24 protein-coding genes and 1 tRNA gene are annotated in these 23,130 nt (G+C 55.3%); 8 read left to right on the forward strand and 17 right to left on the reverse strand.

Translation table 11 applies throughout. The features are described 5' to 3' along the window. From amaP to H5U36_01940, 4 genes are all read right to left on the reverse strand, one after another. Positions 1-520: alkaline shock response membrane anchor protein AmaP (gene amaP, locus H5U36_01925; protein ID MBC7216936.1), on the reverse strand; the 520-nt coding region annotated here is incomplete at its 3' end. Between the two features lie 11 nt (positions 521-531). After that, on the reverse strand, positions 532-1,083 hold the full coding sequence (locus tag H5U36_01930) for a hypothetical protein (protein ID MBC7216937.1): 552 nt from the start codon (positions 1,081-1,083) through the stop codon (positions 532-534). Positions 1,084-1,092: 9 nt separating this feature from the next. Continuing rightward, entirely contained in the window at positions 1,093-1,956 is an 864-nt protein-coding gene (locus H5U36_01935; protein MBC7216938.1) for a phosphate ABC transporter substrate-binding protein, read from the reverse strand. Beyond that, positions 1,914-2,420: an N-acetyltransferase gene (locus tag H5U36_01940; GenBank protein ID MBC7216939.1), complete on the reverse strand. Its 507-nt coding sequence runs from the start codon at positions 2,418-2,420 to the stop codon at positions 1,914-1,916. The genes H5U36_01935 and H5U36_01940 overlap by 43 nt, the downstream gene beginning before the upstream one ends. 32 nt (positions 2,421-2,452) lie before the next feature. On the opposite strand from H5U36_01940, the gene H5U36_01945 reads away from it, so the two are divergent. After that, positions 2,453-3,043, forward strand: coding sequence for a hypothetical protein (locus H5U36_01945; protein MBC7216940.1), 591 nt, complete (start codon positions 2,453-2,455; stop codon positions 3,041-3,043). Positions 3,044-3,607: 564 nt separating this feature from the next. Here H5U36_01945 and H5U36_01950 read toward each other — a convergent pair. Then, the gene (locus H5U36_01950; GenBank protein MBC7216941.1) at positions 3,608-4,609 is read right to left on the reverse strand and encodes an IS110 family transposase; all 1,002 of its coding nucleotides are present in this window, start codon (positions 4,607-4,609) and stop codon (positions 3,608-3,610) included. Positions 4,610-5,374: 765 nt separating this feature from the next. Here H5U36_01950 and H5U36_01955 point away from each other — a divergent pair. After that, positions 5,375-5,923: a TlpA family protein disulfide reductase gene (locus H5U36_01955; protein MBC7216942.1), complete on the forward strand. Its 549-nt coding sequence runs from the start codon at positions 5,375-5,377 to the stop codon at positions 5,921-5,923. A gap of 195 nt (positions 5,924-6,118) precedes the next feature. Continuing rightward, positions 6,119-7,321, forward strand: coding sequence for an O-antigen ligase family protein (locus tag H5U36_01960; protein MBC7216943.1), 1,203 nt, complete (start codon positions 6,119-6,121; stop codon positions 7,319-7,321). Between the two features lie 55 nt (positions 7,322-7,376). On the opposite strand, the gene H5U36_01965 is transcribed toward H5U36_01960, so the two are convergent. Next, positions 7,377-8,105 (reverse strand): hypothetical protein, encoded by a 729-nt coding sequence (locus tag H5U36_01965; GenBank protein MBC7216944.1) that lies wholly within the window; start codon positions 8,103-8,105, stop codon positions 7,377-7,379. Between the two features lie 1,116 nt (positions 8,106-9,221). Continuing rightward, positions 9,222-9,578 carry a nucleotidyltransferase family protein gene (locus H5U36_01970; GenBank protein MBC7216945.1) on the reverse strand — a complete coding sequence of 119 codons (357 nt, stop codon included), beginning with the start codon at positions 9,576-9,578 and terminating at the stop codon, positions 9,222-9,224. A 441-nt stretch (positions 9,579-10,019) separates the two neighbouring features. On the opposite strand from H5U36_01970, the gene H5U36_01975 reads away from it, so the two are divergent. From H5U36_01975 to H5U36_01995, 5 genes are all read left to right on the forward strand, one after another. Further along, positions 10,020-10,110 (forward strand) — tRNA-Ser (locus H5U36_01975). A gap of 246 nt (positions 10,111-10,356) precedes the next feature. Next, a complete protein-coding gene (locus H5U36_01980) occupies positions 10,357-11,700 on the forward strand; it encodes a hypothetical protein (protein ID MBC7216946.1) in 1,344 nt (447 codons plus the stop codon). Next, positions 11,697-12,350: a response regulator transcription factor gene (locus H5U36_01985; GenBank protein MBC7216947.1), complete on the forward strand. Its 654-nt coding sequence runs from the start codon at positions 11,697-11,699 to the stop codon at positions 12,348-12,350. Before H5U36_01980 ends, H5U36_01985 begins: the two co-directional genes overlap by 4 nt. Positions 12,351-12,438: 88 nt before the next feature. Further along, entirely contained in the window at positions 12,439-12,819 is a 381-nt protein-coding gene (locus H5U36_01990) for a response regulator transcription factor (GenBank protein ID MBC7216948.1), read from the forward strand. Positions 12,820-12,885: 66 nt separating this feature from the next. Continuing rightward, positions 12,886-13,203: a YbjQ family protein gene (locus H5U36_01995; protein MBC7216949.1), complete on the forward strand. Its 318-nt coding sequence runs from the start codon at positions 12,886-12,888 to the stop codon at positions 13,201-13,203. On the opposite strand, the gene H5U36_02000 is transcribed toward H5U36_01995, so the two are convergent. The 10 genes from H5U36_02000 to H5U36_02045 all read right to left on the reverse strand — a co-directional run. Continuing rightward, positions 13,200-14,846, reverse strand: coding sequence for an AarF/ABC1/UbiB kinase family protein (locus H5U36_02000; GenBank protein MBC7216950.1), 1,647 nt, complete (start codon positions 14,844-14,846; stop codon positions 13,200-13,202). The two genes, H5U36_01995 and H5U36_02000, sit on opposite strands and share 4 nt — an antisense overlap. Then, entirely contained in the window at positions 14,846-15,190 is a 345-nt protein-coding gene (locus H5U36_02005; protein MBC7216951.1) for a hypothetical protein, read from the reverse strand. Before H5U36_02005 ends, H5U36_02000 begins: the two co-directional genes overlap by 1 nt. Beyond that, complete coding sequence (locus H5U36_02010) at positions 15,187-16,122, reverse strand: carbohydrate kinase family protein (protein MBC7216952.1); 936 nt, start codon at positions 16,120-16,122, stop codon at positions 15,187-15,189. Before H5U36_02010 ends, H5U36_02005 begins: the two co-directional genes overlap by 4 nt. Positions 16,123-16,124: 2 nt before the next feature. Further along, on the reverse strand, positions 16,125-17,168 hold the full coding sequence (locus H5U36_02015; protein MBC7216953.1) for an SIS domain-containing protein: 1,044 nt from the start codon (positions 17,166-17,168) through the stop codon (positions 16,125-16,127). Positions 17,169-17,177: 9 nt separating this feature from the next. After that, positions 17,178-17,669, reverse strand: a complete 492-nt coding sequence (locus H5U36_02020; GenBank protein MBC7216954.1) for a hypothetical protein — start codon at positions 17,667-17,669, stop codon at positions 17,178-17,180. A 61-nt stretch (positions 17,670-17,730) separates the two neighbouring features. Then, positions 17,731-18,015, reverse strand: coding sequence for a M23 family metallopeptidase (locus H5U36_02025; GenBank protein MBC7216955.1), 285 nt, complete (start codon positions 18,013-18,015; stop codon positions 17,731-17,733). Between the two features lie 768 nt (positions 18,016-18,783). Next, on the reverse strand, positions 18,784-19,608 hold the full coding sequence (locus tag H5U36_02030) for a ParB/RepB/Spo0J family partition protein (GenBank protein MBC7216956.1): 825 nt from the start codon (positions 19,606-19,608) through the stop codon (positions 18,784-18,786). Next, positions 19,577-20,368 (reverse strand): ParA family protein, encoded by a 792-nt coding sequence (locus H5U36_02035; GenBank protein MBC7216957.1) that lies wholly within the window; start codon positions 20,366-20,368, stop codon positions 19,577-19,579. Before H5U36_02035 ends, H5U36_02030 begins: the two co-directional genes overlap by 32 nt. A gap of 36 nt (positions 20,369-20,404) precedes the next feature. After that, complete coding sequence (locus tag H5U36_02040) at positions 20,405-21,346, reverse strand: hypothetical protein (GenBank protein MBC7216958.1); 942 nt, start codon at positions 21,344-21,346, stop codon at positions 20,405-20,407. Then, positions 21,343-23,130: glycosyltransferase (locus H5U36_02045; GenBank protein MBC7216959.1), on the reverse strand; the 1,788-nt coding region annotated here is incomplete at its 5' end. The genes H5U36_02045 and H5U36_02040, both read right to left, overlap by 4 nt.

Genomic DNA, 23,130 nt, shown 5'->3' on the forward strand with positions numbered 1-23,130 from the left:
GTAGGTCAACAAGGAGCTTGATGTCCTTGAGGGTGATACCCGTTTGCCGCTCGATGCGCTCTCGGACTTTGGTTTGCACAAGGCTTGAGAGTTCCGGGATAGAGGTGTCGGTCCGGACCACAAGGTGGAGAAGGAGCTGGGCATCAGGCCCGATTCGCTCAACCTTTGGCGTCACGGAGACGATTTCCTGAAACCCTCGCAGGGCCTCCCGAGCAAGGGCATGGAGCGATTCAAAGGAGACCCGAACCTCCCCTTCTTCTGTTTTCTGGACAATGAACCGCCCACCCCGAGGGAGAAGAAGGCGGAAAAGGAACACCGCCCCAAGGACAAGGAGCACAATACCCGTAGCGCTCAGGGCTTTAGTGAAAACGTTACGGTGGAGAAGAGTATGGAAATCAACGAGCCACTCCTGGATGGCAAGGATGGGCACGACATTGAAAAAGAGCACCACCACGACCACGGCAAAAAGAAGCAGGAAAATCCCTAAAACTCCAGCCACAACCTTTCCAAAAAGCTGCATAGGAACCCCCCTTATGAACGTTTACTCGTTTCTTCTCGGAGCCGGTCGATGAGCTCAGAAGCCTCCTGGGCTGAGAGACGGGAGAGCATTTTTTCGTCCACGGGCTTCCCCTGGCTTTTCAGGAGATCCCGGATGAAACTCTTCTGCCTTTCGGTTGCCGGGCGAAAAGTCTCCTGAGGCTCCTCTTCCGTCTCCTCTTCGTAGAGGTGGAGGCCCACCCCAAGGAGCGTGGCGCATTTTTTAAGGGCATCGGACGCCGCGGCTTTCAGGTCATCCCCAAGGTCGACAAAGGACCCATCGGGGTTGTAGGCGATGGCTTTCGAGCCGAACTGCTCCTTCACCACGCCCCCACAGCTCAGGCGGCCCAGGACCCAGACGTAGCCGTTTTCCACGTCGATGTGCTTCTCTTTGATTTCGAAGGACCAGTCCCCATCAAACGCCTCGTTCAGGCGTCGGATAACAGAAGCAGTATCAACATAGAGAATCGTCCTTCCCCCTGGACCCGGACGACTCTTTACTTCCTTTTTAGAAAACTTCTTCTCAAGGATATCGCGGTTTTTCATCGGCATCACCTATTTGGGTAGAACCATTTCTCTTTCCTTTTCTTCCGCAACGGGAATGAAACCCGTCTCGGTAACGATTCTCTGGCCCCGTTCACTCAGAATGAAATCGAGGAAATCCCGAATGACTCCTTCGGGAGGATGGGCAAGGTAGAGGTAAAGCGGCCTGGAAAGAGGATACACTCCCCCACGCACGCTCTCTGAGGAGGGGAAAACCTCGTCAATTGCCACAACTTTCACGCTCTCCCGCACGTACCCAAGCCCCACGTACCCGATGCACCCTGGAGAGGATGAAACCTCCTGGAGAATGGCAAGGTTTGAAACGAGCATGAGGGCCGAGGGAGTCACTTCCTTTCCTTTCAGGACCACTTTGTTGAACACCTCAAAAGTTCCTGAGGCAAAATCCCGGGATATGGGAACGATGGGCATTCTGCGCCACCCAAGTTCCTCCCAGTTAGTAATCTCCCCGGAGTAGATTTTTCGGAGGGTCTCAAGAGGGAGATTTTCCACCGGGTTCGAAGGGTGGACAATAACGGCAATGGCATCGTACGCGATGATGTACGGTATGAGCTCTTTGCCTTTTTTGCGGGCCGCTTCAATCTCCTTTTCCTTTGCCTCCCGGGAGGACATGGCCACGTCCACAACTCCGTCAAGGAGAGCTGTGATGCCTACCCCTGAGCCTCCTCCGCTCACGCTGATGTCGGCCTCAGGGTGCTCGGCAAGGTACTCTTCGGCAAGAACCTGGACGAGAGGAAGCACTGTCGTTGAGCCCTGAATGGCAACGTATTCCTCTGCAAGGATGGGAAAGGAAAGAATGACACAGCCCAAAAGCCCTATGAGGAGAGCATTTTTTGGTAGAAGCACACGTCGATCCATCGGCCGAATTTGAACCCCGCTTCCCTTAGAACTCCTCGAAGGACAAAACCGAGCTTTTCGTGGAGCCGGATGCTCGGGATATTTTCGCTTGCGATAATGGCAATCACCGAGTGGTATGAGAGGCGTTTCGCCTCTTCAAGGAGGGTGCTCAAAAGCTCATACCCAATGTGCTGGCGCCGGAATTCCCGGCGAACGTAGATGGAGTCGGTCACTGTGTACTGGTACCCCTCCCGGTCAGAGTACGGGCTCAGGCAAGCCCAGGCAACGACCATTCCATTATCCTCGGCAACGAGAAGGGGATACCGCTCGGTATGGCTCTCGAACCACTTAACCTGCTCCTCGAAAGACCTCGGGTAGAGGTGGAACGTCGAAATGGTGGTGAGGACCGCCTCGTTGTAGATTTCGGTAATTGCTGAGAGGTCCTCCACGCGTGCTCTCCGGATGACCAGAGTTTTTTCCTTCATAGCGTTCATATTGTAGCAGAGAGACTGGTATAATGAAAGAAATCGCAAAGGAGTGGTGCCCCATGAAATTTCTCGCTCCCCTTGTCCTTTGTCTTGTCCTTTTGGCCGGTCTTGCTTTTGCCCAGGATGAAGCGAAGCTCCTTGAGGATGCAGCAACTCTTGTGACTGAAGGGAAAATCGAGGAAGCCCAGGCCCTTGTCGAAGAGGCGTATCTTCTGCTCTGGAACAAAGCCCCTCTCACCTGCCCGGTGTACCTCTTCGTCGAGGAGGAACCGCAGGCTTTTGGAGTCTACCGGGAAAGGCGTTCATCAAGCTTTGTGGCCGGCGAGACGATGCTTGTGTACGCCGAGCCGAAGAACTATACCATCCTGAAAGAGGGCGATACCTACCACATCTACTTCACCCTGAGCTACGCCGTCTACGATAAAAATGGCAACTACCTCGGCGGCGAGGACCCCTGGCAGGACTTCCGCTACCTTGCCCGAAGCCCGGTCTTTGGCCTCTTCCTCTCCCTTTCCTTTTCCTTCAACATCGACCCTGGGGAGTACATCCTGGAAATCAAGGTAAGGGACCGGCTCTCGGAAAAGGAGACGAGTTTCCGGCTTCCTTTTAAAAGAATATAGGCTCCTTGTGGCACGATGAAGCAAAAAAGGTACATCAACTGGTCCAAAGAGGATATTGACCTGTGGAGGGGCAGAAGACGTCTCCCTTTTGGATTGGGATGAAATAAAAAGACTCCTTCCCGAATTGAGCCTTCCGGCACACGTCAGGAGGTTATGGGAGGGTTACTTTGGGCATAAAAGGCAAGGGGATAATGAGTGAACTGCAGAGGGAAATCCTGGTCCGGTTTTCATCCCTTCCGGATGCAGGACATTTCTATCTCACCGGGGGAACTGCTCTGGCGGAGTTTTACCTTGGGCGCAGAAAGGCGTACGGCGACTGGTAATGCTCTATTAGACGGACGAGTACAAGACTGCTTTGCTCGCAGCAATCGAGGGGGCCACCCCGAGGGCAAATCAGGGTCGTCGTTGCGAACCTCATATTCTTGTATCCCCCAAAGGGGTCATCGTATCCCCTAAAGAGGTCATTGCGAACCTCGTATTTTCGTCTGGTGAAGCAATCTCGCCTTTCCTGAAAATATGAGACTGCTTCGTCGCTTTGCTCCTCGCAATGTTCTGTGTCAAAAATCAAGTCCCCTGAAGGGCAAGGTTCCTTTTCTTCTCTAAGTAATGGGGGTCATAGGGAACTCCACTCCTCAGGATGGCAAAGATCTGCCTCAGGAGCTTATTGGCCACCGCAATCAAGGCCACCTTCTTGGGTTTCCCTCGAGCAATGAGGCGCTCATAGAGGGCCCTGCACTGGGCATTGCACCGGGAGGCACTGAGGGCTGCGAGGTACAGGAGCTTCCGAAGGAGAGGATTCCCCCTCTTACTGAGCCAGGCTCTTTCTCTCCTCTTCCCCGACTGGTCAATCTGAGGGGCAAGGCCAACAAAGCTTGAGAGTTCCTTGGCGTTCTGGAACCTATCAAGGGGAAAGAGAATCCCAAGGATGGCAGAGGCCAATCTCTTCCCCACCCCGGGAATGGTCTGGAGGAGCTTGTACTCCAGGGGGGCGTACTCCATGGAGAGGTTTTTGGCCTCTTCCTCCAAAGCTCTCAAGGTCTCCTCAACCCTTCGGAGCTCCTCCTCATAGAGTCTTTTGAGCTTCAGGTTGGGGAAGGGATGGTGGCGGAGGGCTTCAAGGCGGTTCTGGATGGCCGTTCTCCTTGCGGTGTAGTCCTCAATGGCCCTCTGGAGTTCCTGGAGGTGGTACCCTTCCTCCTTTTTGGGGGCAAAGAGGGAAGGGGAGGTGGAGAACCCGAACTGGGCAATGGTTCTGGCATCCACCGGATCGGTCTTGGTCCTTCGGAGGAGCATCTCGGCGTACTTCTTCACCACGAAGGGATTGACGACACTCACCTTGTAGTCCCTCTCAAAGAGGGCAAGGCTCAGCCGGAGGTGGTAGATGCTTGTCGCCTCCATGACGAAGAGGACCTCTTCTTTCTTTCCAGGGAGATGGGGAGTAACCTCTCTGAGGAAGGCCTCAGGGTCTGCGGGGGTAGAGCCCTGGAAGAGGTGCTTCTCTCCATCGAAGATGCTCACGTTGTACCTCTCTTTCCCCACATCGATGCCCACCACAATCTTACCCATTACGCTTCCTCCTTTCCTGTGCTTCTTTTTCTCTTCTCTCCTCTCGCCATGCTCTCATCGTTCATCATGCAGGCTCTTTGGCCTCAATTCTTCCAAGCATTGGGAGAGGCGAAGGTGGGGGACAACATTGCGAACGGTCTTCGTAAGACCAACGACAGAAGCACGTCCTTACTCCACCTTCGTCCCCTTTTTTCCTTGCCTTTAAATTAACACATCGAAGAAATGATTGACTACGGATCCAATATACGGTGACAGTTTTGGCAGTCATTGCGAACCTCGTAGTTTCGCCCCTTTTCACCGTCTTTGCGAACTCGTAGTTTCGTTTGTGAAGCAACCTCAGGCTGCTTTGCTCGGAGTGACAAACCAAGGGGGCTCGCAGTGAAGAACTGGGGAAAGGGACTGCTTTGCTGCGTTTGCGGTGACATTTTGGGCTTGTCGCTGCGAGGTCGTAGGATCGCCTCCAAAGCAGTCTCTGGTAATGTTGCTCTTGAAGTCTAAAAATGCGAGGTTGCTTTGCTACGCCCGCGATGGCGGACCAAGAGCGTCACCGCGAGGTCGTCGTTTCGTCTCCGAAGCGGTCTCAGGTGAGCGTTGGACTCAGGAATGAGCCAATAGGATTGGGTTCTGTAACAATCCCTAAAAGGGTACTATTGCGGCGCTTTTAGTTGCCAGGACCGAGGAATTCAGTTGGCCCAGGTATTTGCAACCGTCTTCTCTCTCCTGTGGTACAATAAAGGCAATCTCTGCACAAAGGGAGGTACTTCTATGCGTCGCATTTTTTCTTTTCTTGTCCTGGCTTGCGGGGTAGCAGCGATCCTTCTCCTTTCTGGGTGCTCGTGGTTTTTGGACCTCTTCCCTTCGCCTTCTCCGTCTCCTTCACCCTCTCCCTCGCCGCTTCCGGGAAATACGGACATGGATGAGAAAGACTTTACCCTTCCTCTTGTCGGTGGGGGAACCCTGACCCTTTCATCTCTCAAGGGGAAGCCGGTGCTCCTTGTCTTCTTCTCCCCGGGTTGTCCCCACTGCAAAGAGGAGGTTTCCGCACTTAATGCGGTCTATGCCAAGTACAAGGACCAGGGTCTTGTGGTCCTTGGAGCGGGATACGGTTCAGAGGCGAGCATTGAGTACTTTGTCAATCAGAACAATGTTACCTATCCCACTGTTTCCTTTATGGATCGAGGTATCCTCGAGACCTATGGAGTGAGCTATGTTCCCCACAACGTTTTCTTTGGCCGCGATGGGAATATAGTAAGAACCCACGTGGGTCCGATGAGTTCATCGCTTATTGAGAGCTACCTGAGCGGGATTCTCTAAGGCTGCATCGGGGCCTGGGAAACCAGGCCCCGAACTGCTTTTTGAAGCTCCCGGCACGGTTCCTCTTTGTTTTCCAAAAGTAAGCCCCGAAGTAACTGACGGTTTTTTCTACGAGACTTCCTTTTTGGGAATCCTCTTTGCCGGGGGTGTTGTAGCCCTTGCCTCCGTGGCATTCTTTCTCCCCTTGAGAGGCGTGTGGCATCCTGGCCAAGGGGAAAGTTTCTCCTTGGGGTTACCCTCCTTCTTGTGGCGGTGGGGATTATTTTCCTCCTTGCGGTACACTCTGGCATCGTGGGTGGTGGGGCTACGAGGCTCCTTGACGTGAGCCTCTGTAGCCGCAATGTCTGGGAACGCCTGATTTTCTACCGTGATGGCTTGAAGATTTTCTTCAAGCGTCCTCTTGCCGGCTGGGGTGGCGGGGGATGGAAGGCGCTCTACCTTTCGATTCGCTCCTTCCCGTACGCCACCAGGGCAACCCACAACCTCTACCTCCAGCTCCTCATCGAAGGGGGAGTCGTGGGCGCTGCTCTTTTCCTCCTCTTTTCCCTTATCAGGGAGACGGCAGGAGCACTTGGGAGTGACAGGACCCCCTGGACAACGGTGCTTTTCGGTGGCCTCCTTCTTTCCTTCCTACACGGGTTTGTGGACTTCAATTTCAGCCTTGGAGCCTACCAGCTCGGGGTTTGGTTTCTTGCCGGATGCGCCGCCTCCTTTTTCCTCGGGAAACACTGTTCTCCCGAGGCAAACCGTTCCGTGCGATTGCATCCTCTTGCCATTGGCCTTGTCTCTCTTTTCCTTTTCACCCTGGCCTCTTCCTCAGTTGTGGCCGAGTGGTGGTACACCTTTGGTCGGTACTTCGTTGAGGAAGACGAACTCGATGAAGCGATACGTGTCCTGGAGAAGGCCACACGCCTTGAACCCTGGAATCCTGAAATCTACTACTACTTGAGTAAAACCCTCAGGAAAAAAGCCAATCTTGAGCGGAGCAAAGCTATCCACACGAAAGCCGTAGAGGCAGGTGAGCGGGCTATCCGCCTTGCTCCCTATAATTCGCTCTTCCTGGAACATTTGGGCATTCTCTATGCGGAGCGGGGGGAGTTCCACAGAGCTCTGTCCTTTATGGAGAGGGCCATTGCCGCAGACCCTCTGAGGATCAGCCCTTACCTGAACCTTGCCAAAATGTGCCGCATTGCGGGTATCCACTCCCTCGAGAAAGGGGAGAAGGAAGAAGCCCTCTTCTTCCTTGAGAGGGGCATTCGGGTGAGGGAGCTCCTCGAGAAGGCAAGAGAGCGCTCTTTAGAACCTCCCCAGTGGGATCCTGCCGAGGTTCAGGAGGTTGAAACCCTGGTCGAAGAGCTGGGAAAACTCAAAGCGGGGCTGCCCCAGTCACAGGAATAAGTTGCCAAACAAAAAGCCCCGGGGATTTCCCGGGGCTTTTTGGCTTACAATCCCATCACAGTGGGCAACCAGATGGTGGCGTTACCGGCTCGCAGACTGGGCTGCAGCAGGCTTCGCCTTCAAGCGGTTCGCAGCAGACGTTCCCGAGCTCGTCGTAGACCTGGCACCAGGCGCTCAGCTTCCACTTAATCTTGTCGGCAACTTTGGCGAACTTACTGACGCTGACTGTTCCGTTTGTTCCTACTTTGCCATCCTTGTCTGTTCCATCCAAAGCTTCTCTGTAAGCCTTTGCCGATTCCTCATCGCAGATGAGACCGTAGTTGAAGGCTACTCCAGTACCAAGATTTTCTAAATCAGTCTCTTTCACTTTTCCCTTTATGGTAATTGTCTTGCCATCTTCGCTGAGAATGATGGTGGGATTGCCAACAAAATCTACATCGTCGCCCGGAGCTACAGCATCATCGGGATTCCCGTCATATCTTGTTTCATTCACAATCGTAAATGTCCAATAAGCTGGATTCTCAATGCAGTCCACATCTCCTGCAATCGGCTCGTCGAAGGTGATAACGATTTTGATCGTGTTTGCAGTGGCCTCGTCAAAAGGATTGTAGAGGCTCTGCACCACGGTGCTTACCGGCTGCGGGCAGCGGGTGTCCGGTGTGGGGGCAGGGCTTGGGCTCGGGCTTGGGCTTGCCTCAGGAGTCTCTGCCGGCTTACAGCCGACGATGGCAAAGACGGCCACGACAAATGCTACGGCAAGAAGGAACCACATGTACTTTATCACGATTCACGACCTCCTTTTACCTTGGGATTTTCCTCTGTGCCTTAGCGATTCGGCTTTCCTCTGTTTCGCCGCATCGCTTGTGGCCCTTCCTCTCTTCAGGGGAGCAGAAGGGATTTGCTCCTCCCTTCACCCTCTCGACCTCAGGGCAAGAGGGGAATGCCACACGGCACAGCTCAATTATATACTACGAAGGGGCAAAAGGAAAGTTTCAGGGAAAATTCAGGCGACTGCGGCATTCCTTTCCAAATTTTTTGGCGTCGCCGCGTGGTCCTTCTTATGCGAAGCCCCGAGGCTGTGGAAATATCTGGGAAACGATTTTCTGCGCTTTTGTGATGTGTGTATGTGCGTCTTAAAGGATTTGCCCAAAATTTAATAGGGATTGAAAGGAGGGAACGCAGAGCCGGAGATCCAGGGCGTGAAAGCGCTGCGGAAGCTGGGTTGCCAGATCCAGTTTTTCATTGGCTCTTCTTCTTTTCCAGGTGCTCAAAAGGGAGAGGAATTGTGGAGGTCGACTTTTTCGTTCAGCATTGCCTGTGCACCAGTTTTTCTGCTTCCCGCGATGCTCTTCCTGATAGCAGGATGCAAAACAGTAAAAATTCTCGACTCTAAGGACATTTCTTGCCGTCCGGGATGTCCTTGCAGCGCTCTATAGTTTGCCCGTTAGGCACACTCCAGGCAGAGCCTTGTGGGTTCCTGAAGATACAGGCGATGATTTTTACGCAACAGGGAGACGGAGAATAAATAGCTCGAGGTGTCGCAATGCTTGTGGACGGGGGACAAGCATCTGAATTTCTTGAGGTCTGCAACAGTTCTCTGTCTTCATCTACGAAGTCAAGGAGGGCATTTGGATGGCCGGCCCAAGAGGTGGTATTTCCCTGGTAACGACCCCCCCACAACATTTCGACGTCAACGCCAAAATGCTCATGAATCAGCTTATGAATGTCAGGATGTTTCTCCCGCAGGGACCGAGGAATTTTCTTAGGCTGCCTCTCCCATGACTTCAAGACTCCGTATCGCGGCATTCACGGTTTTCCTGTCCCTGGAGAAGGTCGGAAAATCCATACCTTTTGAAAATCCTGGATTTCCCTCACTGCATCGAGGATGTCCTGAATATAGTCACGGTAGTCCCTTTTCCTCATGGATGTAGACGACTTCCTCGAGGATGTGCTTCCCGATGTGCGGCTTCAGGGCTTTCCTGGATACAAGGTCCACTTTCACTCCCAAAAGTTCCTCCAGGTACTCCTCAAGATCCAGGAATGCAAAAAGCCCCACGGGTTCCTGGAAGGCGACGAGTACGTCAAGGTCGCTCTTTTCGTTTTCCTCTCCCCTCACGTAGGAACCGAATACCCCAATCTCCTGAACCTTGAACCGCCTCTTGAGTTCCCCTACATTCTTTCTGAGAATGTCCATAAAGTCTTCAAGACTTCTTTTTGCGCCCTGTGTAAGCCTCTTCTTGACGCCACGGCGGGACATAGATTCCTCTCCCCTCGGCACCTCGCAAGACGTTGCCACCATATACTTTGTGGCACCCCAGGGGTATTATACCACCTGGGTACTTGGGTCATTGCAAGCCCCTTTGGTTCGTCACTGCGAGCGAAGCGAAGCAGTCTCGCACTTTTCGGAAGGAAGGGAGAGATTGCTTCACCAGACGAAAATACGAGGTTTGCAATGTTCTGTGTTCCAAATCAAGTCCCTTGAAGGGCAAGATTCCTTTTCTTCCCCCCAAGCAATGTCCTCTTTGAGGGATTGCCTCACAGGCGAAGCTGCGGATTCGCGGTGGCTCCTCTAGTTTGTCTTCAAGGTGGTCGTCGTGTGATGGCAAAAGAGTCCTGAAAGATTACGGCCCGAATGGGGTGGGAAAGAGAAGCGCGGGCAGGTTGCAGGAGGAGAGGAAAGCAAGTATAATTCCTCCCGGGAGGGGTGTCCGAACTGGCTAAGGAGCCGGTCTTGAAAACCGGTACGCCCTTCAAGGGCAATGTGGGTTCGAGTCCCACCCCCTCCGCCACCGAAATTTCCTTTCATCCTTCAGGGAATGGCAAGCCTCTGAGCACAAGTGGTATAATCTCCCAGGGGGATAGGTATTTACGAGTTCGTTTTCTCCGAGAGAGAGCAGGAAGTCCTCGACCACATCCTCGATCTTGCCCTTGAGGTTGCCCGGGCAGAGAGTGGATCGCTGGTTCTCCGAGATGCAAAGGGAGAGCTCTACATCGCCGCTGGGAAAGGAATCCTTCCCGAGTACTTGGGAAAACGGGTGGAGAAGAAGGAAGAGAGCGTTGCCTTTTTGGTCTTTGAGCGAAAAGAACCCGTTGTCATTGATGCCGCATCTTCTTGCAACCGCCGTGAAGCGCGGAAACAAGCCTCGGTTTCCCTTCCGGTTTTTGACAGTTCCCGGAACGTCATTGGGGTGCTGAACCTCAACACCTCTTTTTCTGTCTTTCCCCGAGAGGATCTCCCACGCCTTCTGGCTCTGGCAGAGAGCATAGGCTTTCTCCTTACTGAGAATACTCTCAGGCGTCAGAATGAACGAAGAGTCCTTGCCCTTTCGGAGATTATTTCCCTCTTTGCTCGTTCAGTTCCCTGTGCGTCTTCAGAGGAAGAGGCGTTCTCGAAACTCTCCAATGCCGTGAGGGTGCTTACGGGGGTCTCGCAGGTTGCCGTATTCCGCTTTTCTCCTCGGAGGATGTACCGTGTTTTTGCCTACAACTGGCCCCAAAAGCTCACTATGAAAGCCCTTTTGCCTCTCCGAGAAAAAGTAGCCGTTCTTTTTGAGGAGCGAAAACCCTGTTTTCTCGATTTTGAGGGGCAGTCGCTCCTTGCCCTTCCCTTCCTGGTGGAGAAAAAGCACCATGTCCTCTTTGCCTTCTGCGATAATGCCCTTGGTGTTTTGGATTTCCTCCTCCTTTCTGTGGTCCCAGCCCTTGCAGAGTCCTGCCTTGAGAACCTGCGGCTCCTTGAGGAGACGAAGAGGCTTTCCAAAGAAGCGGAACGGAACCGCCTGGCTCGGGAGCTCCACGATGGTCTTGCCCAGATTCTTGCCTCTGAGCAAATCTACCTCCATTTCCTGGCCCGGGAAGTAGGTGGAGATGAAGAGACTACTCGGGAGCTTGTGGAAAGGATTCGGAATCTCAACGCCTTGAGCATTGAGGAATCCCGTCTCATTCTCTCTGAGCTTCGGGGGAAGCCGGTACCCTCTTCCGAGCTTGCAAGAAAAGTTGAGGAAGTGATAGGGAACTTTCTCCCTCCGGAAGTTGCCGTAGAGACGAGCATTGATATTCCCCCGGGGTTTGTGGCCTTCCGGGTGTACCGGACGGTAGTGGCGGTCCTCCAGGAAGCCCTCTCCAACGTAGCCCGGCATGCAAAGGCCAAAAGAGTGCGCGTGGTGCTTGGTGTCTCTGGGAAGGGGAGGCTTCGTCTTCTTGTGGAGGATGATGGGGTGGGATTTGTTCCAAAGAATCTTGAAGGGGAGCACTTCGGTCTTGAGAATCTTCGCCTCCGGCTTCGGGCAGTGCGGGGACGCCTTCGGATTACCTCTTCCCCTGGGAAGGGAACGAGAGTCGAGGCCTTCATCCCCCTGGGCGAGGTGGAAGGGAGGTGAGGAAGTGGCGAGTGGCCTTAGTGGATGACCATCCCATTTTTGTGGCAGGATTGCAGAAGCTCCTTGAAGCCGAGGGAAGCTTTGAAGTTGTGGCCTCGGCGTACTCTTTTGAGGAGGCGGTGGAGAAAATCCTCCCCCTCGAGGTGGACCTTGTGCTTTTGGACTTCAACATCCCAGGAGGTGACGGCCTTGGGCTCCTCCGGGTCCTCCGCCAGGCTAAGAAGAACACGGTTTTCCTCATGCTGACTGTGGAGGAGGACGAAAGGGTCATTGCACAGGCAGTTCTTGAGGGGGCTCGGGGGTATGTGCTCAAGCAGGATCCCCCAGAGCGGCTTCTCAGGAGTATCCAGGCATGCCTTTCTGGAGAAGTCCTTCTCAGCAGTATCGTCTACTCTAAAATCCACGGCTTGGTGCAGCAGGCCGTCCCTCGGGGAAAGTCCCTCCTTCGGGAAAAGCTCTCGCCCCGGGAGCAGGAGATTGTGCGCCTTCTTGCCCAGGGAAAGAGCAACCGGGAGATAGGGGAGCTCCTCTTCATCAGCGAGAAGACCGTGAAGAACCACGTGAGCAACATTCTCCGGAAGCTCGGCCTTTCTGACCGCCGGGAAGTTGCCCTTTTGGCCTTTCGTGAAGGTTTCCTCAAGGAGGAATAGGACGAAAAGCGCGAAAATTGAGTCTTCTTACCTATGGAAATGGGACGAGAGGAGGGCTATGCTTTCTGTAGATAAAGGAGGCGTTTCCATGGGGGAATCTAAGGAAATCCGGGTCTTTTTGATTGATGATAATCGTTTCCTCCTTGAGAGTTTGGAGTTCCTCATCAATGCCCAGCCCGGCCTTCGGGTGGTGGGGAAGAGCACCAGGGGCCGCGGGGTTATCTCGCGCCTTCGGAAGCTCAACCCCGATGTGGTGGTCCTTGACGTTCGCCTTGACGAGGAGGATGGACTTGAGCTCCTTGAAAAGCTCAAAGAAGAGCTTTCCATTCCTGTGGTGATGCTCAGTATGTACGAGGAGTATGAGGAAGAGGCTCTGCGCAGAGGTGCCTTTGCCTATCTTGTCAAGGGTCGGGACGTCTACGACCTCTATCGGACGCTCCGGGAGGCCTCAGGACAAGCTGTCTCGTAGCTACTCAATCGTCGATGCCCCTTTTCTGAGAGACCTTCAGGTACAGTGTACTCGGGAGGTGAAAACATGCTTCTCTCAACCCTTGAGGCAATTCCGGGGAAAAAGGTGAAGGAGGTTCTTGGAGTGGTCTCCGGGAATACCATCCGGGCCCGCTGGCTGGGAAAGGACATCGTTGCGGCTCTGCGGACTTTAGTTGGTGGGGAAATCAAAGAGTACACGGAGATGTTCCAGGCGGCGCGACGCATCGCGATAGAGCGGATGGTGGAGGAGGCAAGGAAACTCGGAGCGGACGCAGTTTTGGGAGTGCGGCTCTCAACAAGTATGGTCATGAGCGGAGCTGCAGAAATCATTGCCTACGGGACAGCGGTGAAGTTTGAGGATTAGCGGTGGCTCAGCATTTCGATGACGAGGGCAATCCCAAAAAACGCCGCAATCGCAAAGCCGAGGATGCCGAAAATCCCAAGGACCCGGGCTTGCGAGTAATTCGTGTAGATCAGGGAGGAACCAATAAGGAGCGACCCAAGGATTACGCTGAGAGCTAAACGCGTGCTCATCCGCTCGAGTCGGCGGTTCATTCCCTCGAGGTCTCTGCTTTCAGCCTGGAGCCGTATCTTCCCCGAGACGGTGTGGGCAAGAAGCCGGTCAAGGCGGTGCGGGAGGTGTTCTAAGAACTCTTTCCAGTCCAAGGCGTACTCTCCGAGGCGCTCGGCGATTCTCTCCGGGCGCATAGAGTGGGTGAAAATCCGCTTGAGGGCTCCCTCAAGGTGAGGGAAGACGTTGAAGGTTGGGTCAAGGACAAGCCCTGTGCCCTCGGCGACCACAAGGGCCCGGAGGAGCAGGGAAAAGTGGGGAGGGAAACGGAGACGGTACTTTCGGGCAAGGTAGAAGAACTCCTGCACCACGCTCTCGAAGCGAATCTCCTGCAGGTCCCGCGCCACGTACCGCTCAAGGACTTCGCTTAGGTCAAGGCGAAAGGCAAGGGGTGAAGGGAGAGGGGAGAGGAGGAATTCCTCCTCGAGAATTTCCACAACCCGCTCGGTGTCCTTCTCAAGGAGGGCAAAGAGCATCCGGACCATGTGCTCCTGGGTCGTCCGGTCGATAACTCCCACGGTTCCAAAGTCAAGGAAGACGAGTTCCCGCTCGGGAAGGCGGAGGAAGATGTTCCCCGGATGAGGGTCGGCATGGAAGAGTCCGTCCTCGAAAATCATTTTGAGGATGGCTTCAATCCCCTGGCGGGCAAAGTACTGACGGTCCTCTTCTTTGAGGGAGGAAACGTTTGGGTGAGAGAGGGGTAGACCCTCCACGAGTTCGCTTGTGAGGACCCGGCGGGTAGAGTAGCGAGGAAAAACCCGAGGGATGACGATTCCCGGGAATCCTTCGAAGTTCTCCCGGAAACGGCGCATGTTCTGGGCTTCGCTCAGGAAGTCGAGTTCCCGGAGGAGATGTTTGCGGAATTCGAGGAAGAGTTCTTCAAGGGGAACGCTCTCTTCGAGGAAGTTCAAGCGGTCCGCAACTCGTAGAAGCCCCTCAAGAATCGCAAGGTCCTCAAGGATGACCTCTTCGACCCCGGGTTTTTGGACCTTCACGGCGACTTCTGTTCCCTCAGGAAGGCGTGCCCGATGGACCTGGGCGATGGAGGCTGAAGCAAGGGGGGAGGGGTCAAAGAAGGGGAAGATTTCCTCAAGGGGTCTTTTGAACTCATCCTCGATGACTTCCCGGATGGATTGGAAATCCACCGGAGGGGCCTGGTCCTGGAGCTTGCGGAGTTCCCGACAGTACTCTTCCGGCAAAAGGTCAAGGCGGGTACTCAGAATCTGGCCAATCTTTATGAACGTGGGACCGAGTTCTTCAAAAGCCAGGCGGAGGTTTTCCTGAGGCGGTCGCCTCAGGGCCTCCCGGGGAATGAAGGCACGGAGCCGCTCAAAAAGGGGAATGCGCCGGGAAAGAAGCGGTAAACCGTACCGGGCGAAGGTGCGGAGAATCTGCCGGAGGCGTTTGCCGTGGCGGAGGGAGAGGTACCAGAGCATCAGGGGTACACCTTGGAAAGGAAGTCCTGCACGAAAAGGCGCAAGGGATGTACAAGGAGTGCAGCACCCTGGCTCCGGCAGAGGGTGGCAAACTTCTCTCCCTCGATGTTCTCCCCGAGAAACTTTGCCTGGGCCACAAGGTGTACGGCGAAGTTGCGGCTCTCCTCGGAGAAGAAGTTCATGGTGAGAGTGAGGTTTCCTTCCCATTTGCCCTCGGGAGTCTTTACCACCGTGATCTCGGGGTAGACATCCCATCCGCTCTTTTCCCGGTTACCTGTGGCGTCGAAGGTGAAACGCACGATGCGGTACCCAAGGAGCGTGACCCCGGGGGCGATTTCCTTCATACTCCTGCCTCCTCGGTGAGGAGCTTGGCAAGCATTTCCTCGGTGACGAGGCGGTCCCGCGAGGAGGAGAGGGAGATGTTGAGCGAGGCGACGAGATTTGCGCACCGCAGGGCAAGAGGAAGGGGGTAGCCTCTCGCAAGGCCAAAGATGAACCCCGCGTTGAAGTAGTCGCCTGCCCCAATGGTGTCGGTGACGGGGACGTCAATTGTAGGTACCGAGAAAACCCCGTCTTTCGTGTGCGCCGTGCATCCTCTCTTCCCCTCCTTCACGATGGTCCCCTTTTTCGGGAGGGAAAAGACAACCTCTCCTCCTGCACCCTCGAGCTCTTTCTCGTTGGGGAGGAAGTAGTCGAAAAAGGGGAGGAGGTTTCGGATTTCCTCGCGTACCTTCTCCGTCCAGCCCTCGGTGGGCCATCCGGTGTCAAAAAGGAGCGTCAGATTGCGTTTCCCCCGGAGGGTCTCCAAGGTCCTTTGGAGGCTTTCGGTCCGGAGTCGAGGCGAGAGGAAGTACCCGCAGAGGAGGAGGAAATCCCCATCCTCAAGGTGTGGAGAGATGATTTCAAGATGCTCTTCCGCAAGACACCCCTGAGCCCCAAGGTCGGTGAGGAAACTCCGCTCCTTGGTTCTCTCGTTTGTCACCCCTATGGAGATGGCCGTCTGGTACCCGGGGACGGCAAAAAGAAAATCGGTCCGAACCGAAGCCCGGGCAAACTGCGCCTTGAGGTTTTCCCCAAGGGAGTCCTCACCCACGGTGGCAACGATAAAGGTCGGCATTCCCAGCGCCCCAAGGGCTAAAGAGGCGTTGCTTGCCGCTCCCCCGGGGCGCATGACGTACCCGGGGATGAGGATTTCCGTCCCCCACTCGGGGTAGTCAGGAATTCCCCCAAGAACAAGGTCAAGGCTCACATTGCCCACCACGAAAACCTTAGGCATTCCTACTCCCTCACGGTTGTCTTTTGAATGAGGAAAGTCTTCCCCGGCTCGATTCCCTTGTCCTCCGCAAGGGTATAGGCAAAAAGCATGAGAGGAATAACGGCTAAGGCAGGGGCAAAGAATTCATTTGGAAAGTGGAGGGGAAGGACCTCAACGTTGTACCGGAGCTTCTCTCCCTGCCCGATAACGAGCACCCCGACTCCCCGCTCGGCAAGCTCTTCCGCAAGACGCAGGAGAATTTCCTGGGTCTTTCCGGGGAGAGCAAGGATAACGGCAAGCATGGTTTTTGTGGCAAGCTCCAGAGGACCGTGCCGGAACTGGCCCCCGGAGAAGCTCAAGAATGTCTCTTTCGCGCACTCGTACATGAGGAGGCACCCATGCCAGGCGGAGGCAAGGGCAGGTCCTCGGGCAATGATGACTTTTGTTTCGGCGTTTCGGGCAAACTCGAGAGCCCCAAGAATTTTCTTCGTCCACTCTGGAGCGCTCGCAATGAGGCGTTCGGCCTCTTCGGCAAGGAGCTCAAGGTCTAAGGAGGCGTGGAGGAAAGCTTCTCTTTCCCCTGTTTGGGCAAGAGCCCAGAGGTTGAGGGTCACAAGGGTTGCGGTGTGGGTTTTCGTGGAGGTCACCGCGTACTCGGTTCCGCTCAGGATATCGAAGGTTTTATCCGCCTTTTGGGCAAGGGTGCTCTTCAGGGAAGACGTGAAGGCAAGAATCCGGGGGCGGGAGGAGAGACGGTTCAGAATTTCGAGAACCTCGTAGGATTCCCCCGACTGGGAGACAAGAACAAGGGTATCTCCGTTTTTGACCCCCGGAAGCCCATAGTGGAGGAGCTCCGAGGCATCGGTGAAGACGACCGGAAACCCCCGGGAGAGGAGGTGGAGGTACGCCGGATAGGCGGCAAAAAGGGAACTCCCCATCCCCGTGAGGTAGATGGTTCCTGAGTGGTCATCTCGCCAGGATGCAAAGGTTTCTTCGTTCACGTACGTTCGGGCGATACGCCGGAAGACCTCGGGTTGCTCGCTGATTTCCCGGTAGAGCTGGTTCATTCCCTTCCCTCATTTCCTGGCAAGCTCTATGGCCTTTGTCCCCTTGGCAAGAACCCCCCGCAGGGCGTACCCGTATTTGGCGATATCCTGCTTGATGTCCTCGGGCTGTCCCTCAGGGGAGGTGTACCGGGCTTCGTACACGTAGACGGTAACGTTTTTCCCCTCGGCGAACTCGGGGATTTCCTCGTTGACGTTCTCGAGGAGATTCACCCGCCGGAAATCGCCCTTTCCAAAGCGAAGGACAAAGAAGGGTTGCCTTGTGGAGAGGTCAATGGCCACAGGATCAGTAACGTAGGTGTACTTGTCGTAGTCCGTGGAGGCCTGGACGAAGATGAGGCCACTGTCCCCTTCCGCTTCGAGTTCAATGCGGACCTGGGGCATTCCGTCGACTTTGAAGATTTCCATTTTCCTGATTCGAACCTTTTCCATCGCTCCGAAAGCGGCGTTTCCCAGAAGGACGAGAATGGAAACGATGACAAGGATTGGAACGAATCTGCGCATCATCTCACCCCTTCTTCGGTTTCTCCTTGTCTTGTACTCGGTTCATTGGGCAATTGTTCCCTCAGGGGAGATGGGGCCAGGGATTGACCACTTTTCCGTACCGGCGAACTTCGTAGTGGAGGTGCGGACCGGTGCTCCGGCCGGTGCTCCCAATCTCCCCGATTTTCTGCGCCTTTTTCACCCGATCCCCGACGTTGACGAGGATTCTCGAGAGGTGACCGTAAACCGTCTCAAAACCGAAATCGTGGCGGATGATGATGCATTTTCCATAATTCCCATTCCATCCTGTGAAGACCACCCGGCCTTCGGCTGCAGCAACGACGCTGCGTCCTGTTGGTGCGGCAATGTCCACCCCCGTGTGCCAGGCACGCCTCCCGGTGAAGGGGTCCCGCCGCCAGCCGTAGTTTGAGGAAACCCGTCCCCAGGTGGGCCAGCGGGAAGGGACGACCTCAAGAATCCGGTCCTTTTTGGCTGCAAGGTCGATGATTTCCTCAAAAGCTTTCCGCCGGAGGAGTATCTCTCCCCGAAGCCAGAGGAGAGTGTCCTCAAGAGCCCGGGTGGTGAGGTCTTGAGGTGAGGGAAGAATCTGAGCCGGAAGGGGTGGGAAAGCCGCCACTAAGAGTTCTGGACCCCCCATTCCCTCAGGGGAGGGAATGTAGAGGCCTCTCAGGAAGCGGTGGAGGGGAATGCAGGTCTGCACTTCAGCCGTTGGGAGAGAAAGATCAATTCCCAAGCGCTTGAGCTGGGACTGGAGGTTTTTCTCCATGATTTCTCGCACCTTTTGCTCGAGTTCCCGGAGGTTGTTGAGCTCGATAACCACGTTTTCGGCTTCCCTCTGGAGGTGCTTGAGCCTTTCCTCCTGTTCCTTTTTCTGGGCTTCGAGGACGAGGAGGTTCTTCCGCATTTCCTCGATTTTCGCCATGGTGGTGCAGAGCTCGTGTCTCATCCGTGCCTGGTACCAGAGAACCCCCCCAATGCCAAGACCCACACCCACAAAGAGCACGAAAGCCCCAAGGAGAATGGTCTGCCATCGCAGGTGCAGGCGCTTCACCTGTCCCCGCAGGGGGCTGATCCAGAAAACCGTAAGGTGACGCTTCACCAGAACCCCTCCTCGTCATTCCGGTCGTACAATGAGCATGTAAATTCTTCTAAGGTCCTCAGGACCATAGTACTCAATGGTGATTTTCCCCCTTCCAACTCGAACCCGAGTGGCAAGGTAGTGGGTGAGGAGATTCTCGATGTGGGCTTCTTCCCTTTCTTTCTCCTCTTGAGGTTCTTTCCTTTCCCTTTTCTTGCGAGCGAGTTTTTCGGTATCCCGCACCGAGAGGGAACGGGAGAGGATTTCAGAAAGAAGAGATCGCTGCTCCTCTTCTGGGAGCCCAAGAAGGGTCTTTGCATGGCCGGGAGAAATGGTTCCCTGAGCCACAAGGTGCTTTATGTCTTCGGGAAGCTCAAGGAGCCTCAGGAGGTTCGCAACGGTTGAGCGCTTTTTCCCGATGCGTTCGGCAACTTCCTCTTGCGTCAGGCCGAAGGTTTCGATGAGCTTTTGAATCCCTTGGGCAAGCTCTATGGGGTTCAAATCCTCCCGCTGGAGGTTCTCCACCAGGGCGAGCTCGAGCTTTTTCTCTTCGTCCACTTCTTCTTCCACGATAACCGGAACGGTTCGAAGCCCTGCTCTCTGCGCCGCTCTCCAGCGTCGTTCCCCCGCGATGATTTCAAAACCCTGAGGGCTCCGGCGCACGAGAATCGGCTGGAGAACTCCATGCTGGCGGATGGATTCGGTGAGCTCTTCGAGGCGCTCTTCGTCTAAGGCCACGCGAGGCTGGAGGCTGTTGGGGTGGAGCTTTTCAATCTCCACCTCCTGGATGGCCCGACTTCCGAAAAGTCCTGCTCCTGGGATGAGGGCGTCAAGCCCCCTGCCAAGACCGCGCTTTGTCATGGGTTCTTTCGAGAACCTCCTCGGCGAGTTCTCGGTACGCCTGAGCGCCTTTGGAGCTCCCCTCATAGAGCGTTATGGGTTTCCCGTAGCTTGGGGCCTCGCTCAGGCGAACGCTTCGGGGGATGATGGAACGGAAGACCTTTTCCCCGAAAACCCTTCGGACCTCATCGACCACCTGCTGGGAGAGGTTCGTGCGGGGGTCAAACATCGTGAGGAGCACCCCGAGAAGCTCAAGGCGGGGATTGAGGGAGCCCCGGACCATGGTGATGGTGCTCATGAGCTGCCCAAGACCCTCGAGGGCATAGTACTCGCACTGAATGGGGATGAGGAGGCGCTCCGCAAAGGTCAGGGCATTCAGGGTTAAAAGTCCAAGGGAGGGGGGACAGTCGATGATAATCCAGTCAAAAGCCGGAACAAGATGTTCAAGGCCCTCCCTTAAGCGGTGCTCCCTCTTTGGAAGAGTGGCAAGCTCCACTTCACCTCCCGCAAGGCGGATGGTCGCCGGAAGGAGCCAGAGGTCTCCCACCTCTGTCTCTTTAAGGAGCTCTCCGGCCTCGACACCGTTTATGAGGAGGTCATAGACGCACTGCCTGAGGTTTCGGCGATCAATACCCAGGCCGCTTGTTGCGTTGCCCTGAGGGTCAATGTCGACAACAAGCACCCGTTGCCCTCGCTCGGCAAGGCATGCACTGAGGTTCACGCAGGTTGTTGTCTTTCCCACTCCGCCCTTCTGGTTGGCAACCGCAATGACCGTCCCCATAGGCGTTCCTATTGTAGCACAAAGCTTTTTCTCCTCTCAACACAGGAGAATTCCCGCAAAATAGAGTGCCCAGCTTACGGCAAGGTGAGCGACTGCCCCGAGTACTAAGCCCCTCCAGGGCTTGGGGTCAAGGGCAAAAAGGAGAGCAGGAAGAAGCGCCGAGAAAGGGCTCACAAGAGAACGGGCAAGAAGGGAGAAGAGGGTAATACCTGAGAAGAGAAGCGTCCTGGAAAGGCCGGAGAAGAGGGAAAGAGCAAGGAAAGGCAAAAGGGGAATCAGGTCTCCCACGAGGGAGGGAGTTTCTATGCCTGAGAGGAACACTCCTAAGGAGAGTTCCGGATCCCGGAAAGGAGAAAGAGCATACCCTTCGTAGACCCATCCGAAAAAGAGCGCCATCCCCTGAAGGGCAAGGAATGGGAAGAGAGCAAGGGCGGCAAGGGTTCCCCGGCGGGGAAGGGAGACTCGAGGAAGGAGCACCTCGCAGAGAGTAAAAAGAGGCAGAATCCAGGTTCCAAAGGGATGGAGGCAGGCGGTGAAGCCAAAGGCGATATTCCCCAAAAGGAGCTTCTCCGGGTCGTTTCGGTCAACGCTTGCAAGGATTGCGGAGAATCCCAAGGCGGCAAAGAGAGAGAAAAGGGTGAGCGCCGGTCGCCTGATGGTTCCAAGGAGGAAAACCGGGGAGAGGAGGACAAGGAAAACCGGGAGAGTATTTTCCCGTCTTACCCCCGCAAGGAGAAGAAGAGTAGCGCTCAACCCAACGGCAAGCGGAAAGTACCCCCGCAGGGCAAGGGCAAGAAGGAGAGGAAGCGGAGGATGGGTGGTGAGGATGCCCTGGGCAGGGTCAGGGAGGTTCCGGACCACAAGGGCGCGGAAGAGAAAGAAGCGTACCTCGGGATGGAGGGAGTTTTCTCGAAGGCTCAAAAGAGTCAGAAGGACGGCTACGCAGATTGTCCCAAAAAGAAGGAGGAACTTCCTCATTGCTTCCCCTCGTAGAGCCCGTGGACGGTTTTCTCCCAGAAGAAGGGTCGGGTGAGGAACTGCCCGATGCCCTTCCAGGCGGCAAGGCCTGCGAGCATCCAGTAGAAGGGATTGAGGAGGGCAAAGGGAAAGAGCCGGTCGAGGTTTCTCCGGAAGACGGCAAACATCGAGAAGTACACCCCAAGGAGGTTCCCCACAAAGAGGTTCACCGCTCCGATGCAGAGGAGAGACCCCGAGAAGTAAGGTCGGAGGAATTCTCCTTGAGTTCCAAGCCAGGCGAAGAACAATCCCCAAAGGATAAGAGAAGCGGCGTACCCAAGGGGCGTTCCCCCGATGAAGAGAAGAAGCGTCAAGAATCCCCGAAAACCGGAGGTGCGGAGCACGTGGAGAGGGTTCCGGGTGTGGACGAGGAAGGTCTGGAGGTACCCCTTGAGCCAGCGGGAGCGCTGCCGAATCCAGCTCCGGAGGTGGCTGTTCGCTTCTTCATAGGTTGTGGAGGGGAGAACGCCCACCCGGAATCCCCGGTAATGCGCCCGCATGCCAAGATCTGCGTCCTCGGTGACGTTGAAGGGGTCCCATCCGCCGAGGGACCGGAGGGCTTCGGTCCGGAAGTGGTTCGATGTTCCCCCGAGGGGAACCGGGAGGCGCAGGTGGAAGAGTCCCGGAAGGAGGTAGTCGAACCAGAAGGAGTACTCGAGGGTGAAAAGGCGGGTGAGGAGGTTCTGGGTGGAGTTATAGAAGTTCAAAGAGGCCTGGAGGCAGATGTAGTCCTTGGGGAGCTTCCGGAAGGCGGCGACGGCTTTTTTGAGCTGGTCTTTTTCGGGGATGTCCTCGGCATCGTAGATGGTGAGGAATTCTCCCCTTGCGAAGGCAAGACCGAAGTTGCAGGCCCGCGGCTTTGTCTTCGGAGTTCCCCGGGGGACGAGGATGAAGCGGACGTTGTAGGGAGGATGGGCTTCTTTGCAGGCCTTGAGCGTTTTGGTGTCGTCCTCTTCGATGAGGAAGAGGACGTCGAGTTTCTCCTGAGGGTAGTCGAGGGAACGGATGGAGGCAACAAGCTGCTCCACAATCCGGCGGGGTTCCCGGTGGAGGGGAAGGAGAATGGTGTACACAGGGAGCGTTCGGGGATTGAGAGAGGCAAGGTCGTCTTCGGTGATTTCAAGGGGTGCTGTTTCCATTGCCCCTCGTATGCCCACCACGGTTTTAAAAAGGACGCTCCCGAAAAAGAAGAGGTTCACAAGGACAAAGAGAATTTTGAGGGTCATTGCAGGAGCAAAGAACACCCCAAAAAGGAGGGCAAAGAGTACCCCGCTTAGGACTCCCCACTGCCAGAGGATGAGAGGGGAAGCGGCCGATTCTTCTGGAGAACGGAAGAAGAGCCCGGTTGTGGCCTCGGAAAGAAATCGGTCTTTGAAGAAGAAGTGGAGGAGCCAGTCGAATTCATAGGGAGTGACGAGGATTTTGGTGCAGGGAACTCCAGGAAAGTTTTTCCTCAGCCACTCATCCTGAGCCTTGTTTTCAGGAAAAGGTGTGAGGACCTCGAGGGTGCCGTTCCTGAAGCGGCGGGGAAAAAGGGAAAGGCGAAGGAGCTCTGCAGGGTCAAAGCGGGAAGGAAGCTCGGGGTCAACGCTTCCAAGGAGCTCTTCGAGGTTCCTCCCGGCGTAGAGGTAATTTCCCTGCTCAGCCAGGGCTTCGTAGAGAGCCACGGGATGCACAAGGCCCCGGGAGATGAGAATTTCCCCAAGGAGCCCTCCGCTTTCTTTTTGAAGGCGCAGGGCCTCCTC

Source organism: Candidatus Caldatribacterium sp. (assembly GCA_014359405.1).
In the GTDB taxonomy this organism is placed as follows: Bacteria; Atribacterota; Atribacteria; order Atribacterales; family Caldatribacteriaceae; genus Caldatribacterium; species Caldatribacterium oleiphilum.